Annotated in this window: 12 protein-coding genes; 3 read left to right on the forward strand and 9 right to left on the reverse strand. The window is 71.3% G+C overall.

Features of this window, described 5'->3' with window-relative positions; genetic code table 11:
- A partial coding sequence (locus tag ACE3N6_RS17070; RefSeq protein ID WP_374247007.1) for an ATP-binding protein occupies nt 1–2598 on the forward strand: 2598 nt, incomplete at its 5' end.
- Between the two features lie 4 nt (nt 2599–2602).
- On the opposite strand, the gene ACE3N6_RS17075 is transcribed toward ACE3N6_RS17070, so the two are convergent.
- Nucleotides 2603–3730, reverse strand: a complete 1128-nt coding sequence (locus ACE3N6_RS17075) for an NADH:flavin oxidoreductase/NADH oxidase (protein ID WP_374247008.1) — start codon at nt 3728–3730, stop codon at nt 2603–2605.
- 232 nt (nt 3731–3962) lie between these two features.
- Between ACE3N6_RS17075 and ACE3N6_RS17080 the strand changes: the two genes are divergently transcribed.
- Nucleotides 3963–5687 (forward strand): ATP-binding protein, encoded by a 1725-nt coding sequence (locus tag ACE3N6_RS17080; RefSeq protein WP_374247010.1) that lies wholly within the window; start codon nt 3963–3965, stop codon nt 5685–5687.
- A gap of 111 nt (nt 5688–5798) precedes the next feature.
- Here ACE3N6_RS17080 and ACE3N6_RS17085 read toward each other — a convergent pair whose 3' ends face one another.
- The 4 genes from ACE3N6_RS17085 to ACE3N6_RS17100 form a co-directional block, all read right to left on the reverse strand.
- Entirely contained in the window at nt 5799–5975 is a 177-nt protein-coding gene (locus ACE3N6_RS17085; protein ID WP_374247011.1) for a hypothetical protein, read from the reverse strand.
- 153 nt (nt 5976–6128) lie between these two features.
- Complete coding sequence (locus tag ACE3N6_RS17090) at nt 6129–7049, reverse strand: class I SAM-dependent methyltransferase (RefSeq protein WP_374247012.1); 921 nt, start codon at nt 7047–7049, stop codon at nt 6129–6131.
- A gap of 71 nt (nt 7050–7120) precedes the next feature.
- On the reverse strand, nt 7121–8371 hold the full coding sequence (locus tag ACE3N6_RS17095) for a nucleoside recognition domain-containing protein (protein ID WP_374247013.1): 1251 nt from the start codon (nt 8369–8371) through the stop codon (nt 7121–7123).
- A 72-nt stretch (nt 8372–8443) separates the two neighbouring features.
- Nucleotides 8444–9106, reverse strand: coding sequence for a L,D-transpeptidase (locus ACE3N6_RS17100; RefSeq protein WP_374247014.1), 663 nt, complete (start codon nt 9104–9106; stop codon nt 8444–8446).
- Between the two features lie 130 nt (nt 9107–9236).
- Between ACE3N6_RS17100 and ACE3N6_RS17105 the strand changes: the two genes are divergently transcribed.
- A complete protein-coding gene (locus tag ACE3N6_RS17105) occupies nt 9237–11081 on the forward strand; it encodes a bifunctional UDP-sugar hydrolase/5'-nucleotidase (RefSeq protein WP_374247015.1) in 1845 nt (614 codons plus the stop codon).
- Between the two features lie 497 nt (nt 11082–11578).
- On the opposite strand, the gene ACE3N6_RS17110 is transcribed toward ACE3N6_RS17105, so the two are convergent.
- Genes ACE3N6_RS17110 through ACE3N6_RS17125 form a run of 4 tightly spaced genes read right to left on the reverse strand, consistent with a single transcriptional unit; the run spans nt 11579 to nt 15891 of the window.
- Nucleotides 11579–12292, reverse strand: a complete 714-nt coding sequence (locus tag ACE3N6_RS17110; RefSeq protein WP_374247016.1) for a DUF2894 domain-containing protein — start codon at nt 12290–12292, stop codon at nt 11579–11581.
- Nucleotides 12289–12930, reverse strand: a complete 642-nt coding sequence (locus tag ACE3N6_RS17115) for an OmpA family protein (RefSeq protein WP_374247018.1) — start codon at nt 12928–12930, stop codon at nt 12289–12291. The genes ACE3N6_RS17110 and ACE3N6_RS17115 overlap by 4 nt, the downstream gene beginning before the upstream one ends.
- Before the next feature lies 1 nt (nt 12931).
- Nucleotides 12932–15142: a DUF802 domain-containing protein gene (locus ACE3N6_RS17120; RefSeq protein ID WP_374247020.1), complete on the reverse strand. Its 2211-nt coding sequence runs from the start codon at nt 15140–15142 to the stop codon at nt 12932–12934.
- Nucleotides 15139–15891 (reverse strand): DUF3348 domain-containing protein, encoded by a 753-nt coding sequence (locus ACE3N6_RS17125; protein WP_374247021.1) that lies wholly within the window; start codon nt 15889–15891, stop codon nt 15139–15141. The genes ACE3N6_RS17120 and ACE3N6_RS17125 overlap by 4 nt, the downstream gene beginning before the upstream one ends.
- Between the last annotated feature and the right edge of the window lie 154 nt (nt 15892–16045).

Raw genomic sequence — 16045 nt, forward strand, 5'->3', positions numbered from 1 at the left:
GGCGACCGCTTCCTGGCGATGCAGCAGGTCGATGGGCTGCCCTTCGTGGTGGGGGTTGGGCTGTCGAGCCACGACTACCTTGCCCAGTGGCGTCGCGACGCGTGGCAGACCGGCATCCTGCTGGGGGCCTTCCTGCTGGTGTCGGGCGGCTCGGCGCTGATGATCGGCGCGTTCTACCGGCGCCAGCAGGAGGACGCCGGCCAGCTCAAGGAATCCAATGTGCGGCTGGCCGCCACCCTGGGCGAGCTGCGCCAGCGCGACCGGGCCCTGGCGGCGGCGGAGCGCATCGGCAAGCTGGGCGTGTACGCCATCGACCTGACCGACAACGTGACGATGAGCTCGCCCACCCTGCGCGACGTGTTCCGGGTGCCGCGGGAGAGGCCGTTCGTGCCGGAGGACTGGATCGAGCTGGTCCACCCGGCCGACAAGCGGGTGATCGAGCGTTTCATGGTGGGGCTGGTGCAGAACGGCGAGCCGTTCGACCACAGCTACCGGATCATCTGCCGCGACGGCTCGACCCGCTGGGTGCACGGGGTGGGGCTGATGGAGTGCGATGCGGCGGGGCGGCCCCTGAGCGTCCACGGCGCGGTGCAGGACATCACCGAGTACAAGCAGGTGGAGGGCTCGCTGCAGAGCGCCCTGGCGGAGTACGAGAAGCTGGTGGAGCGGATTCCGTCGGGCATCTTCGGCTTCCGCTGGCAGCCCGACGGCAAGGCGCGCTTCACCTACGTCAGCCCGCGCTTCTGCAGCCAGCTGGGCCTGAGCGTGGAGGCGGTGATGGCCGACGCCGGGGTGGTGTTCGCGCAGGTGCACCCGGACGACCGCCACGACCCGTTCAGCGTGCCCATGACCACCGTCGATGGCGGTCAGGACTACGCGTGGGAAGGGCGCGTCCGGGTGGCGGGGGAGACCCGCTGGATCGCGGTGATCGCCCGCCCCACCTGGCTCGACGACGGCGCGGTGCTGTGGGAGGGCGTGCAGGCCGACGTGACCGACCGCAAGCTGGCCGAGCTGGCCCGCAACGAGAGCGAGGAGCGTTACCGGCTGCTGCTCCAGTATTCGCCGGTGGGCATCCTCCACTACGACACCGACCTGAAGGTGATGTACTGCAACCTGCAGTTCGCCAACATCATGGCGGTGCCCCACGACTACATGCTCCAGGTCGACTGCAAGCAGCTCAAGGACCCGCGCATCCTCCCGGCGATGCGCGTCTCGCTGGCGGGCGGGCTGGGCCAGTACGAGGGCGGCTACCGCACCAGCTACGCCGGCAAGGAGCTGCAGGTGTCGGTGTCCTGCGCGCCGCTGCGCAACGCCGACGGCGTCATCTTCGGCGGCATCGTGATCCTCCAGGACATCACCGAGCGGGTGCGCAAGGACGACGAGCTGGCCCGCTACCGCAACAGCCTCGAGGAGCTGGTCGCCGAGCGCACCGCCGACCTCGAAGCCGCCCGCGCCGAGGCCGAGCGGCTGGCGCGGGTGAAGAGCGAGTTCCTGGCCAACATGAGCCACGAGATCCGCACGCCCCTCAACGGGGTGCTGGGGCTGGCGCGGATGGGTTACCGCGAGAGCGTCGGCCGCGACGCGGCCCAGAACACCTTCGGGCGCATCCTGTCGTCGGGCCAGCTGCTGCTGGGCATCATCAACGACATCCTGGATTTCTCGAAGATCGAGGCCGGCAAGCTGCGCATCGAGGCCATCGAGGTGAACCTGGTCAAGGTGATCGGCGACACCCTGGCGCTGATGGAGGAGCGGGCCGGCGACAAGGGGCTGGCGATCCGCCTGCAGCGGGCGCCGTCGCTGCCGGCCGCCTGCGTCAGCGACCCGCTGCGGATCGGGCAGATCCTGGTGAATCTGCTCTCCAACGCCATCAAGTTCACCGAGCACGGCGGCGTCACCCTCTACGCCGGGGCCGAGGCGGACGAGCTGGTGCTGCGGGTCAGCGACACCGGCATCGGCATGCGTCAGGCGGACATCGACAAGGTCTTCGCGCCCTTCGAGCAGGCCGACAACTCCACCACCCGCCGCTTCGGCGGCACCGGCCTGGGGCTCACCATCACCCGCCGCATCGTCGGGCTGATGGGCGGCCGGCTGCACGCCGAGAGCGTCGAAGGCCAGGGCAGCGTCTTCGAGGTGCGGCTGCCCTACGTGCCGCTGGCCAGCCTGCCGGCCGAGGACGCGCCGGTGGCGGGCGAGGGCGAGCCCGGCACCCGGCTGGCCGGCGTGCGGGTGCTGGTGGCCGAGGACAACGAGGTGAACCAGATGGTGCTGGAAGACCACCTGTGCAGCGAAGGCGCCGAGGTGACCCTGGTCGAGAACGGCCAGCAGGCCATCGACTGCGTGCAGGCGCGGGGCGCCGCGGCCTTCGACGCGGTGCTGATGGACGTGCAGATGCCGGTGATGGATGGCTACACCGCCACCCGCCGGCTGCGCGAGATCGCCCCCGACCTGCCGGTGATCGGCCAGACCGCCCACGCCCTCGACGAGGAGCGGGCGGCCTGCCTGGCCTGCGGCATGGTGGATCACCTGGCCAAGCCCATCGAGCCGGAGGCGATGGTGCGGGCGATCCTGCGTCACCGCCGCCGGGCGGTGACGGCCTGAAGCCTCAGCGCATCCCGATCCTGGCCCCGGCAAACAGGTTGCCGGCGTTGCGCGGAGCGCTGCGCCAGTACTGCCGCGGCGCATTCACCTGAGCGCCCAGCCGGGCCGCGGCGTGCCACGGCCAGTGGGGCTCGTACATCATCGCCCGGGCCACGCCGACCAGATCGGCCTGCCCATTCGCGACAATCTCCTCGGCCTGTTCGGCTTCGGTGACCAGGCCCACGGCGACGGTGGGCAGCCCGGTCTCGCGGCGGATGTGCGCGGCGAAAGGCACCTGAAACCCCGGCGCCACCGCGAACTGCTGCAGCGGCGACAGCCCGCCGGTGGACACGTGGATGAAGTCGCAGCCGCGGGCCTTGAGGGCCTGGGCGAGGGCCACGCTCTGGGCCAGATCCCAGCCGCCGTCCACCCAGTCGGTGGCCGAGATGCGCATGCCCACCGGGCGCCCGGCGGGGAAGGCGGCCCGCACCGCGTCGAACACCTCCAGCGGGAAGCGCATCCGGTTCTCCAGGCTGCCGCCGTAGGCGTCGTCGCGGATGTTGCTGAGGGGCGACAGGAACTCGTGGAGCAGGTAGCCGTGGGCGCCGTGCAGCTCGATGCAGTCCAGGCCGATGCGGGCGGCCCGCCGGGCGGCGGCCGCGAAGGCGTCGCGGATGCGCGCCAGCCCGTCGGCGTCGAGGGCCGTGGGGGCCGGCTCGGTGGCGGAGTAGGGTAGCGCCGACGGCGCCACGCAGGTCCAGCCGCCTTCGTCGGCCGACAGCAGCTGGCCGCCGGCCCACGGCACCGCGCTGGACGCCTTGCGGCCGGCGTGGGCGAGCTGGATCGCCAGCGGCATGGCCGAGTGGCGGCGCACCCCGTCGAGCACCCGCCCCAGCGCGGCCGCGTTGGCGTCGGACCACAGGCCCAGGCAATCCGGGGTGATGCGCCCTTCGGGGCTCACCGCGGTGGCTTCGAGGATGAGCATGCCCGCGCCCGACAGGGCCAGGCTGCCCAGGTGGATCAGGTGCCAGTCGGAGGCGTTGCCGTCGCCGTCGGCCGAGTACTGGCACATGGGCGCGATGACGATGCGGTTGGGCAGGGTGAGCTTGCCGAGGGTGAAGGGCGTGAACAGGGTGCTGGCGGTGTCGGACATCGCGAGGGCTCCGGGTGGGCGAGAGCCGGATGATCCCAGAAAACCGTGCCGGCCGGTCATCTCTGAAACAGATGGAAGTTGCCGTGTGTCATCTGAAAATGCGATGGCGCCGGCGCAGGTTTTTTAGCCGCCCCGGCTCAAGTTGCCTGGGCCGCCTTCCGTAATGACCGGTTGTGACGAAGCCTGTGCCCGGCCTGCGCCGCGGCGCGCGAACGACCTCGGAGAGAAGACCATGTTGGCCACCCCTGAGCGCGAACACACCTCCGTAGCGGGGGCGGGCGTTCCCACCATCCTGGTGGTGGACGATTCCCGGATCAACCTGAAAGGCGTCAGCCGGATGCTGGAGGGGCACTTCAACGTGCTCACCGCCGAATCCGGCCCGCTGGCGCTGGGCATCGCCGCCGCCGAGCCGCGACCCGACCTGATCCTGCTCGACGTGATGATGCCGGAGATGGACGGCTACGAGGTGATCCAGCGCCTGCGCGCCAGCCCGGTGACCCGCGACATCCCGGTGATCTTCGTCACCGCCCGGGTCAACGACGAGGACGAGCAGCACGGGCTGTCGCTGGGCGCCGCCGACTACATCACCAAGCCCCTGCGCGCGGCGATCCTGATCGCGCGGGTGAAGAGCCACCTCAAGCTCAAGCAGGCCCAGGACGAGCTGCGCACCCAGAACGAGACCCTCGAATCGCGGGTGATGGAGCGCACCGAGACCCTGGGCGCGATCCTCGACAGCGCCGACCAGCTCATCGCGATGATTACCCCCGACGGGGCGCTGATGGCGATCAACCGCATCGGCGCGGAGTTCTTCGGGGCCACGCCGGCCCGGCTGTCGGGCCAGAACCTGTTCGACCTGCTGCCGTCGGAGTTCGGCATCCGGCTGGCCGACCAGATTGCCGAGGTGCTGGAGACCGGCCACAGCTCCGAGATCGACGCCGCCAACCGGGGCCGGATCTTCCACGTCACGGTGTACCCGGTGCCGGGCAACCCGCCGCGGGTGGTGGTGTACGCCAACGACGTGACCGACAAGGTGGCCGCCGAGGTAGAGCTGCGCCGCGAGCGCGAGCAGCTCGCCCAGTCCCTGGCCCACCAGCGCGAACTCAACCGCAAGCTCGAGGACGCCCAGAACCAGCTCCTCCAGTCCGAGAAGATGGCCTCCCTGGGCCAGCTCGCCGCCGGCGTCGCCCACGAGCTGAACAACCCCATCGGCTTCGTGCGCTCCAACGTCACCACCCTCGAAGGCTACCTGGCCGGCATCTTCGACATCCTGAAGGTCTACGACGAGAAGACCGCCGGCGTGCTGCCCGAACCGGACGCCGCCGAGCTGGCGGCGCTCAAGCGGCAGAAGGATTTCGAGTTCGTGCACGACGACATCTTCCAGCTCCTCGCCGAATCCAAGGACGGCCTCACCCGGGTGCAGGACATCGTCCAGAACCTCAAGGATTTCTCCCGCGTCGGCGGCGCCGGCTGGGGCTGGGCCGACCTGCACGCCTGCATCGACTCGACCCTCAACATCATCTGGAACGAGATCAAGTACAAGTGCACCGTGGTCAAGCACTACGACCCGGCGCTGCCGCAGGTGTACTGCATCGCGTCCCAGCTCAATCAGGTGTTCATGAACCTGCTGGTCAATGCCGCCCACGCCATCCCCGAGAAGGGCGAGATCGTCATCGCCACCGAGCACGACGCCAGCGGCACCGTGCGCATCCGGGTGAGCGACACCGGGGTGGGCATCCCCGAAGAGAACTTCGCCCGGCTCTTCGAGCCCTTCTTCACCACCAAGCCCATCGGCAAGGGCACCGGCCTGGGGCTGTCCATCGCCTACGGCATCATCGGCAAGCACCACGGCAGCATCGACGTGGCCAGCACGGTGGGCAAGGGCACCACCTTCACCGTCACCCTGCCGGTCGAGAAGGCCGAAGCCAGCGCCCCCGTCGAGGACGAGCCGGCCGCCTGAGCGCCGCCGTAAACGGCCAGACCGCCCGCAGGCGGCCTGGCTTTGCGCGCTGCGGCGCCGCGCCTCATCGATGTGCGCGCCCGCCGCGGAGGGCACCCCGCCGGTGCGCGTTCAGCGGTAGCGGTGGTCGTCGCCCGGGTGCTCGAAGCCGTTGCTGTCGCGCCGGCAGGCCGCCATGCCCAGCGACGAAAGCCGCGCCGAACGGCTCTCCTGCGTGGTCTCGGACAGCCAGGCGAGGATCGCCTTCAGGGCGGCGCCCAGTTGAAAGTGGAAGTGCAGGGTGTTCATGGTGGAGTCTCCGTCCGATCTTCTGTTCTTGTACATAGCAAACGCCATGCCTTGGTTACGGTATTACCGAATCGAACTTTAGACCGTGACGGATTCAACAGGCATAGACGATCGGCGGCCCGACCGTTGCCCGCGTCGGGTTGCCCGGGCGGCTCAGCCCGGCGCGCGGTACACCAGCACCTTCAGCGCCCGCTCGGGGGCGATGTCGGCGAAGGCCGGCGGGTTGGGCAGCCGCCCCTCGAAGCTCAGCCCGGGCGCGTCGGCCGCCACCAGCGCCTGCAGGAAGTCGACCCCCAGCTTGGGCGAGTTGAGGCACAGCAGCGCCCGGCCGCCCGGCGCCAGCAGGTCGGGCAGGCGGCGCACCAGCCGGGGGTAGTCCTTCTCGGCCACGAAGCTGCCCTTCTGGTAGCTGGGCGGGTCGAGGATCACCAGGTCGTAGGGCCCGCCGCGCTTGATCTTGCCCCACGAGGCGAAGATGTCGTGGGGCAAGAAGCTGGCGCCCGCGGTAAGCCCGTTGAGCCGGTGGTTGTGCTGCCCGATGGCCAGCGCCCCGCCGGCCATGTCCACATTCACCACCTGCCCGGCGCCCGCCTGCAGCGCCGCCACCGAGAACGCGCAGCTGTAGGCGAACAGGTTGAGCACCCGCTGCCCCGGTCGCGCCGCCATCTGCGCCCGCACCCAGCGCCGGCCTTCGGCCATGTCGAGGAAGAAGCCGTGGTTGAGGCCGCGCAGCAGGTGCACCCGGAAGCGCGCCCCGTCCTCGACGATCGTGTGGGGCTCCGGCACGCTGCCGGCCATCGGGCGTGTCTCGGCCCGGGCCTCGAAGCGGTACTGGTACACCCAGTTGAGGGGCTCGCCCGGCGCGATGTGGGCCCAGCGGGCCGCGAGGGCTGCGCCGATGGTGGCCAGCGCCTCGTCGCTGGCCGGCTCGAAGGCGGTGAGCAGGAACACCGGCGGATAGGCGTCGAGGGTCCAGTGCTCGCAGCCCGGGTGCAGCCCGCCCCGCCCGTGGAAGATGCGCCCCGCTTCGGTGGGCACGGCAAGCTGGGCGATGGCGTCGAGGAGGGGCTGCATGGATGAGGGCGGCGGGTTGGAGGCGGCCGGATTGTCCCGGAAAACGCCCCGTCGGGCGAGGCCCGCGCCCCTCAGGCCCCGTGGTAGAACAGGTAGCCCACCGCGATGGCCCCCACCAGCCCCACGAAATCGGCGATCAGCCCGCAGGCCACGGCGTAGCGGGTGCGGGTGATGTTCACGCTGCCGAAGTACACCGCCAGCACATAGAAGGTGGTCTCGGTGGAGCCCTGGATGATCGCCGCCAGCCGGCCCTGGAAGGAATCCACGCCGTAGGCGCTCATCACATCCACCATCAGCCCGCGGGCCCCGCTGCCCGACAGGGTCTTCATCAGCCCCACCGGCAGCGCCGGCACGAAATCGGCGTCCAGCCCCAGGGCCAGCACCGCGCTGCGGATGGCCTCCACCAGATAGCCCATGCAGCCGCTGGTGCGGAAGATGGAGATCGCCGCAAGCATGGCGATGAGGTAGGGGACGATCTGCACCGCCACCCCGAAGCCTTCCTTCGCCCCTTCCACGAAGCGCTCGTAGACGTCCACCCCGCGCCAGGCCGCCGCGCCCACGAAGAGCACGACGATCGACACCACGAGGCCGCTGCCCAGCAGCCCGATCAGCTGCGCCATCTGCGCCGCCGGCAGGGGCGCCAGCCAGGCGTAGAGCCCGCCCATCAGCGCCGCGAAGCCGCCGAAGAAGGCCAGCACCGGGCCCGACAGCAGGTTGATGCGCTGCCACGCCGCCACCGCCAGCAGCCCGGCGGTGAAGGAGATGAAGGTGGAGATCAGGGTGGGCAGGAAGATGTCCGCCGCGTTGAAGCCGGCGACCCCCTGCTGCACCGCCATGCTCTGGCGGATCGCGATCACCGAGGTGGGGATCAGGGTGATGCCCGCCGTGTTGAGCACCAGGAACATGATCATCGGGTTGCTGGCGGTATCTTTCTGCGGGTTGATCTCCTGCAACTCGCGCATCGCCTTGAGCCCCAGGGGCGTGGCCGCGTTATCCAGCCCCAGCATGTTCGCGCTGGCGTTCATCGCAATGCTGCCGGCGGCCGGGTGGCCCGGCGGAATATCCGGAAACACCCGCCGGAAGAACGGCGCCACCGCCCGCCCGAAGCGCTCGATCAGCCCGCCCGCCTCGCCCACCTTCATCACCCCCAGCCACAGGCTCATCACCCCCACCAGCCCGAAGGCCACCTCGAAGCCGGTCTTGGCCGAATCGAACAGGCCGGTGAGCACCCGCGAGAAGATCTCCAGATCGCCCTGGGCGGTCTGCACCAGCGCCGCAAGAAAACCGACCAGCACGAAGGCAACCCAGATCCGGTTGAGCACGAGGAGGAGCGCTCCGGGGCGGAGCGGGCAAGGGTGGAAAGGCTGGGAGTCTATCGGCGCGGCCGGTGGCTGTCACCGCCGCGGCAGGCCCCAGGCGCGCTGGCGGCGGGCGAACTCCGCCGCGGGCAGCTGCACCAGCAGCGGCGCCCGCGCCGCGTCGAGCCACAGCGCCAGCGCCCGCATGTCCTCCAGGGCCATCGCGGTGCAGCCGGCGGTGGGCGTGGCCGGCGTCTCCCACACGTGCAGGAAGATGCACGACCCGGCGCCCGGCGCGGGCGGGTCGGTGTTGTGGGCCACCGTCGCCCCCAGCGCGTAGCGCCGGTCGGGCCGCAGCATGTCCTCGCAGCTTGCCCAATCCGGGCGGGTGTGCGCGGTGTCCACCAGGCAGTTGTAGTGGGCCGAGGCCGGGTCGTCAACGCACTTGAGGCTCGGTCGGGCCGGGCGATAGGGCAGGCGGAAGGCCGCGGCGGGCGGCCCGTCGCCGAACAGGGCGGTGACGGCGAACACCCCGGCCGGCGCCCGCCCGTCCCCCTCCCGCTTCGACGGCCCCGCCACCGGCGGATGCAGCCCCCGCCCCCAGGCCATCCCGCAGCGCCCCAGCGCCGTCGCCACCGGCGCCCCCACCGGCTCCCAGTCGCCCCCGGCGGCCCGCTCATAGCGCTGCAGCTGGCCGTGGGCCGCGTTCCAGTGGGCAGACAGGGATAGCAGCAGCTGGGAGGAGGCAATCGGGAGCATGGCAGGGTGGGGTGTGGAGCGGCGTGGAAAGGTGGCGGCCGGGTGGTAGCCGGGTGGGGGCCGGGCTGGGTCACATGGATTTAACCTGGGGCGATTAGCCTGCCACGCAGTTCAACTTCAGGCCACTGCGATGTCAGCCCATCGAACCGACACCCCCCTGCGCACCCTGGCGGCGCCCCTGTGCGCCCTCGCCCTTGCCGCCTGCGGCGGGACGACCGACCGCGGCGCGCCGCTGGACCTGAGCATCCTGCACATCAACGACCACCACTCGCACCTGGACGCCGAGACCACCGCCCTCACCCTCAAGGATGCCACCGGCGCCAGCCGCTCGGTCACCGTCGAGCTGGGCGGCTTCCCGCGGGTCGCCGCCGCCATCGAGCAGCTCGCCGCCGGCAAGGCCAACGTGCTCAAGCTCCACGCCGGCGACGCCATCACCGGCGACCTGTACTTCACCCAGAGCGAAGGTCAGGCCGACGCGGCGCTGATGAACACCGTGTGCTTCGACGCCTTCACCCTGGGCAACCACGAGTTCGACAGCGCCGACGCTGGCCTCGTGAAGTTCATCGATTACCTGCACGCCGGCAGCTGCCAGACGCCCGTGCTGTCGGCCAACGTCCGCCCGGCGGCCGGTACGCCGCTCGCCGCCCGCATCGCCGACTCCACCATCATCGTGCGCAGCGGTCAGGCGGTGGGCGTGATCGGCCTCACCGTCAAGGACAAGACCCAGTTCGCCTCGCGGCCCGACGCCACCACCGCCTTCCTCGACGAAACCGCCGCCGCCCAGGCCGCCATCGACGCCCTGCGCGCCCGCGGGGTGAACAAGATCGTGCTGCTGTCCCACCTGGGCTACGACGCCGACAAGGCCATCGCGCCCAAGCTCTCGGGCGTGGACGTGATCGTCGGCGGCGACTCCCACACCCTGCTCGGCCCCGACAGCATGAAGGGCTTCGGCCTCACCCCCGCCGGCGCCTACCCCACCGCCGCCACCGACAAGGACGGCCGCCCGGTGTGCATCGCCCAGGCCTGGCAATACGCCTACGCCGTGGGCGCGCTCGACGTGAGTTTCGACGCCGACGGCGTGGTGACCGGCTGCACCGGCAAGCCCCAGGTGCTCGTCGGCGACACCTACAAGGTGAGCGGTGCGGCTGCCTCGACTGCCGACGCCGCCGCCTACCGCGCCCAGCTCGACGTCTCCGGCGTGTTCCGCACCACCGCCCCCTCGGCCGTCGCCACCGCCGCGCTGGCCCCCTTCAAGGCCGCCAAGGACGCCCTCGGCACCCAGGTCGCCGGCAGCGCCGCCGACAACCTATGCCTGCGCCGCGTGCCCGGCACCAAGCGCGACACCAGCCGCTCCAGCCTGGGCGACGTGTGCAACAAGGACGCCACCGTGATCGCCCAGGGCGGCGACATCCAGCAACTCGTCGCCGACGCCTTCCTGGCCCAGGGCCAGCGCTTCGGCGGCGCCGACATCAGCCTGCAGAACGCCGGCGGCGTGCGGGTGGACCTGGCCGCCGGCAACCTCACCGTCGGCCGCATCTACACCCTGCTCCCCTTCAAGAACACCCTCTACCGGCTGGTGCTCACCGGCGCCCAGGTCAAGGCGGCGCTCGAAGACGGCGTGGATTCGGTGATGAACGGCACCGGCACCGGCGCCTACCCCTACACCGGCGGCCTGCGCTTCCGGGTGGACATGAACCAGACCAAGGGCAACCGGGTGAGCAACCTGGAAATCCGCACCGCCAGCGGCGCCTGGGCCGCCCTCGACCCGGCCGCCCGCTACACGCTCATCACCAACAACTTCACCGCCGAAGGCGGCGACAAGTACGACACCTTCAAGACCATCCCCGCCGCCCAGCGCGAAGACACCTTCCTCGACTACGCGGATTCCTTCCTGCACTACGTGCGCAGCAAGGGCACCCTCACCAAGCCGGCCGCGGCGGAGCGCAGCACCCAGGGGTATATCGAGACGCCTTGATCGGCGGGCGCCGCCGGCTGCAGTGGGGGGCTGGCGGCGGCCTTGGGTGGGGCAGACGGGTGGGGTGTGCTTCTCGGGCGTGATGGCCTGGGCGCGTCGGGTCACGCTGCGCTGACCCGACCTACGCCACTACGCCGCTTGGGCTGTTCGTCGCGCCGCCGGTAGGTCGGATTAGCGCAGCGTGATCCGACATCCCCCCGGGGCAGGGGCTGCGCCGGCTTGGGAGCCCCATCGTCCCAGTTGGGATCTTTTTGCTCCGAACCGACACCTTTTTGCTCCCGGTTCGGACGATTGAGCTTCCGGTTGGGAGCAAAAAGGTCCCAACCCGGACAAAAAAGTATCCGGTCGGGAACTCAATCGTCCGACCCGGGAGCCCGATGCTCCCGACCGGGACGAAAAAGCGCCCGGTCGGGAGTAAAAAGCGCCCGGTCGGGAGCAAAAAGGTCCCAACCGGGAGCAAAAAGGTCCCAGCCGGAGCCTGTCCGAATTTTTGTGTTTCAGGCTTTCCGGCCCCGCGGCGGCGCCTTGCGTTTCTTGTCCTTTTCGCCCTTGGCGGCGCTTTTGGGGGCGGGCTTGGTGGCGGTGTCGGCCTGGTCGAGCCACAGCAGCGCATCCACGTAGGCGACGAAGCGTTTGAGGTAGGCCGGCGAGGTGTCGCGCATGAGCTTGAGGGATTGCAGGGCCAGCAGGTGGGAGTTGAGGGGGCCGGCGTTCTCGGGGGCCTGGGCGAGGGCTTCGGCGAGTTGCTGCTCCACCTTCAGCTCGGCCCACAGGTTTTCGAAGTAGGCGAGGGAGGCGGGGTCGCCGGGGGCGGGGGGGGCGACCGGGGTGTCGCTGCTCGCCGTGTCGCCGCGGCGGTGTTCCAGGTGGGCGAGGAGCTGGGCCAGGGCGGGCGGGCGGCGGGCGCCTTCGAGGCGGGCGACGTGCTGGCGGAGCTGGCGGAACTGCCCGGCGGCGTGGAGGGCGGCGAGCGCTTCGGCGTGCTCGGGGAAGCGGGCGCTGGCGCGGGCGAGGAGGGTGTCGGCGGCGTGGCGGCTGCGGGCGTGGTGGGCGGCGGCGTCGGCCAGGGCGGCGTGGAGGCGCGCCTCCAGGGTTTGCCGGGCGCGGCCGTGCGCGTTGGCGCTGCGCCGGGCGAGGGCTTCCAGGTGGGCCAGGCGCAGCGGGTCGGCGCCTTGGGCGCGCAGGGCGGCGAGGGCGTCGGCGGTGCTCACCGGGCCTGGTCGGCGGCTTTGCCGGAGCGGGGCACCGGGGCCATCTCGACGCGGCGGTTGCGGGCGCGGCCTTCGGCGTCGGCGTTGGAGGCGACGGGCTGCTCGGGGCCGAAGGCGGCGGCGAAGATGGCGGCGGCGGGCAGGCCTTCTTCGATCATCGCGCGGGTGACGGTGAGGGCGCGCTGGGCGGAGAGTTCCCAGTTGTCGGCGAACTTGCGGTTGCTGTCGCGCACCGGGCGGTCGTCGGTGAAGCCGCTCACCATCAGGATCTCGTCGCGGGTGGCCAGGTAGGCGGCGAGGGGGGCGGCGAGGCTCTTGAGGAGCTGGCGGCCTTCGGGCTGGAGTTCGTCGGAGTTGAGGGCGAAGAGCACGCTGCCGCTGATGCCGATGCGCCCGTTATCCAGCGTGACGCGGCCGGAGGCGAGCGGGCCGGCGAGGGCTTTCTCGAGGGTGACGCGGCGCTGTTCTTCCTGCTGGCGTTTCTGCACTTCGGCCTCGAGGCTGCTGGCTAGCTCCAGTTGCACCCCCAGCACGCCCACCAGGATCAGCACGAAGGCGCCCAGCAGGCCGGACATCAGGTCGCCGAAGACGGCCCAGACCGGCGTGCTGTGCTCGATGTTGTCGTCGAGGCTTTCCATGTCAGTTGTCGGCAGCCAGGGATGCCTGGCGGCTGGAGAGTTGCTGCAGGTTCTCGACGATCTGTTTCTGGGACATCGCCGACAGGTCGATGATCTCCCGCGCCTGGGCGACGTAGTAGGCGAGCTGCTCGTCGCTGCGGGCGACGGATTTCTCCAGCGAGCCTTCGAGGCGCTGGAGGGTTTCGAGCAGCCGGTCGCTGGATTCGCCGAACAGCGCCACCGCGGCGCCGAAGGCTTCGCCCAGGCTGGCCACCTCGATGGCGCCGCTGCTGAGGTGGGCGGCGGCGTCGGCGATCTTGGCGGATTCGCCATCCACCTGGGCCTCGAAGCGGCTGCCGATGCGCTCCAGCAGGCTGGCGGAGGAGGCCACCAGGGCGTCGATGGCGCCGCGCTGTTCGGTGGAGGCGTGGTTGATGGCGTCGAGGAGGGCGGCCAGGGTTTCCATGATGCGGCTGCGCTCGTCGAGCAGGGTGTTGTCCCGGGCCATGCTGGCGGTGAGTTCCTGGCGCAGCTGCTGGATGACGGCGGCGGCGGCGCGGGGGGCTTCGGCGGCGGTTTCCATCAGGCGGGTGACTTCGCCGATGGTCTGGCTGGCCTGGGCGCGGGCGTCGGCGCTCATGGCGCGGGCGGTGTCGCCGAGGGTCTGGCAGATCTGTTCCTGCTGGGCCAGGGTGCGCTGGCCCAGGGCCTGCCATTCGGCCCGGAGGGTGGCGGCGAGGGCTTCGACCGAGGCGGTCATGGCGGCGAGGCGCTGGGTGTCGGCGGCGGCCAGCTCGCCCTGCAGGGCGGCGTGGGAGGCCCGGAGGGTGGCGAGGAGGTCGGCGGCGCCTTGCTCGAAACGGGTGGCGAAGGCGGCCAGGGATTGCCGCGTCTCGTGGGTGAGGGTGTCGGTGCTGCGGGTGTGGGCGGCGAGGGCGGCGGCCCAGGTGTCGGCGACGCTGGCGACGGCTTCGCCGAAGCGCGCGGCGAGGCCGTCGAGCTGGGTTTCGACGCTGCCGGCGAGCTGCGCGTGGAGCGTCCGGGTGTCGCTGTGGGTGGCGGCGAGGGCGGCGGCCAGCTCGCCTTGCAGGGCGGCGTGGGTGTCGCGCACGCCGGCCAGCAGCGCGGCGGAGCGGGTCTCGAAGGTGTCGCCGTAGCGCTGGAGGGCGGCCTGGAGCTGCTGCTGGAGCCGTTCGCTGCCGGCTTCGTGGCGGGCGAGGGCGGCGGTCCAGCCTTCGGTGACGGTGGCGACGCTGTGGCCGAGGCGTCCGGCGAGGCCGTCGAGCTGGGCCTGCACGGTGTCGGCGATGCGGGTGTGGAGGGCGCCGGTCTCGCGGGCGATGCCGCCCATGGTGGCTTCGAATCTGAAGAGCAGGGTGGCGCCGGCCACCCGGGCGCTCTCGGTGAGGCTGTCCTTGAGGGAGCGGTCCACCGAGGCGGCCAGGTCGGTGTAGATGCGGGTGGCGTCCCGGTAATGGTTGTGCTGGCCGGCGAGGAGCTGCTCGCCCAGCTGGCGGTGTTGCTGTTCGAGCTGGGTCATCATGGCCTGCAGGGTGCTTACCATGTCGGGCAGGGCCTGGGCCTGGGCCTGCAGGGCGCGGTAGGTTTCGTCGCGGCGGTGGGCGAGGGAGAAGCCGCGCAGGGCGGTGGCGATGCGGGCGTCCAGCAGCCGCCCGGCGGCCTGCCGGTCGCGCCGCAGCAGGGCGGAGATGAGGCCCAGCAGGGTGGAGGCGGCAACCCCCGCCACCGAGGTGCCGAAGGCGACGCCCAGGCCCTTGACCGGGGCGGCCAGCGCCGCGCGGATGGTGTGCAGGTCGGTGGTGCTCTCCAGCGCGATCACCGCGCCGTTGAGGGTGACGACCATGCCCAGGAAGGTGCCGAGCATGCCCAGCAGCACCAGCATCCCCACCAAATAAGGGGTCATCGCCGGGCCGGGCAGGCCGACGCGTTCGCCTTCGATGCGCAGGCGCACGGCGTTCTGCAGGGAGGGATCGACGCCGGCCAGCCAGTTGTCGAGGCTGGGCAGGTTGTCGGGGATGGCCGCGAGGGCTTTGGCGAGGCTGTCGGTGGCCGCGGCGAAGCGGCGCAGCTCGAGCGCGCCGGCCAGGTAAACCAGGCCGACGATGACCGTCATGGCGAGGGCCAGCGGGCTGCCGCCGATGTAGCCGACACCCACCCAGCCCACCGCAAACAGGCCGATGAAAAAGGCCGTCCAGCAGATCTTCTTGTTCATGCTTGCTTTGTCACCTCGTTGCCCAGGGCTTCGAGAAGCCCTGCGACCGGTTGCAGGCGCAGGTCGAGTTCGGCCTGCAGCACGGTTTTCATGTCTTTGCAGAAGGCGGTCAGCCAGCCGCCGGGCTGGAGCCACGCTGCGGGGCTGTCGGTTTCGCCGGTGTCGGCGCGGGCGGCCCGGTGGGCCTGGTGCAGGCGCTCGAAATGCCTGGCCAGCGCTACCGGCACGCCGCCCAGCAGGGCGCGCTCGCGGGGGGCGAGGGCTTGCTCCATCACCCCGTCCAGTTGGGCGAGCTGGCGGTGGGCGGGGGATTGGGCCGCCAGCGCGGCCCGGGCGGCGCTGCGCAGGGGGGCGATGGCGGCGCCCATGTCCCGCTGGTGGGCCAGGTAGTAGCGCTGGTAGGGCAGGAAATCGGCCGCGCCTTCGATCGACGGGTGCCAGTCGGGTCGGGGCAGCTTGACCCGCGCCTTGCCCGGGGTGAGCAGCCCGTCGATGGCGATGGCGTCCTCCAGCGTGGCCCGTACCCGGGCGTAGTCGTCGTGCACGGGCTGGCCGGCGCCGGCCGGCTGCGGCGGCGCGGCGCTGCCGGCGTTGCCGTGGAGCACCGAGAACAGGGCGATGGCGTCGGTGAAGTCGAGCCACAGGCCCAGCCGGTCGGCGAAGGTCTGCCTGGATTCGGGTGCGTCCGCCACGGCCAGATCGGCCAGCACGCGGATGAGTCTGGCGCTGGGGGAGTGGGTACGGGACAAGCCTGGTGTCGCGCCGGCGGGCGGCGCCCAACTGCAAAAAAGGGGCCAAGGCTACTACAAACCGGCGCGGGGGTCAGCGGAGCCGAGAGCCCTTGGGGCGGGCGGGGCGGCGCGGCCCCGTGGGCAGGGCGATCCGGCGGGGAGGGGGTGGGCC

The sequence above is a fragment of the Zoogloea sp. genome, assembly GCF_041904905.1.
Classification (GTDB): domain Bacteria; phylum Pseudomonadota; class Gammaproteobacteria; order Burkholderiales; family Rhodocyclaceae; genus Zoogloea.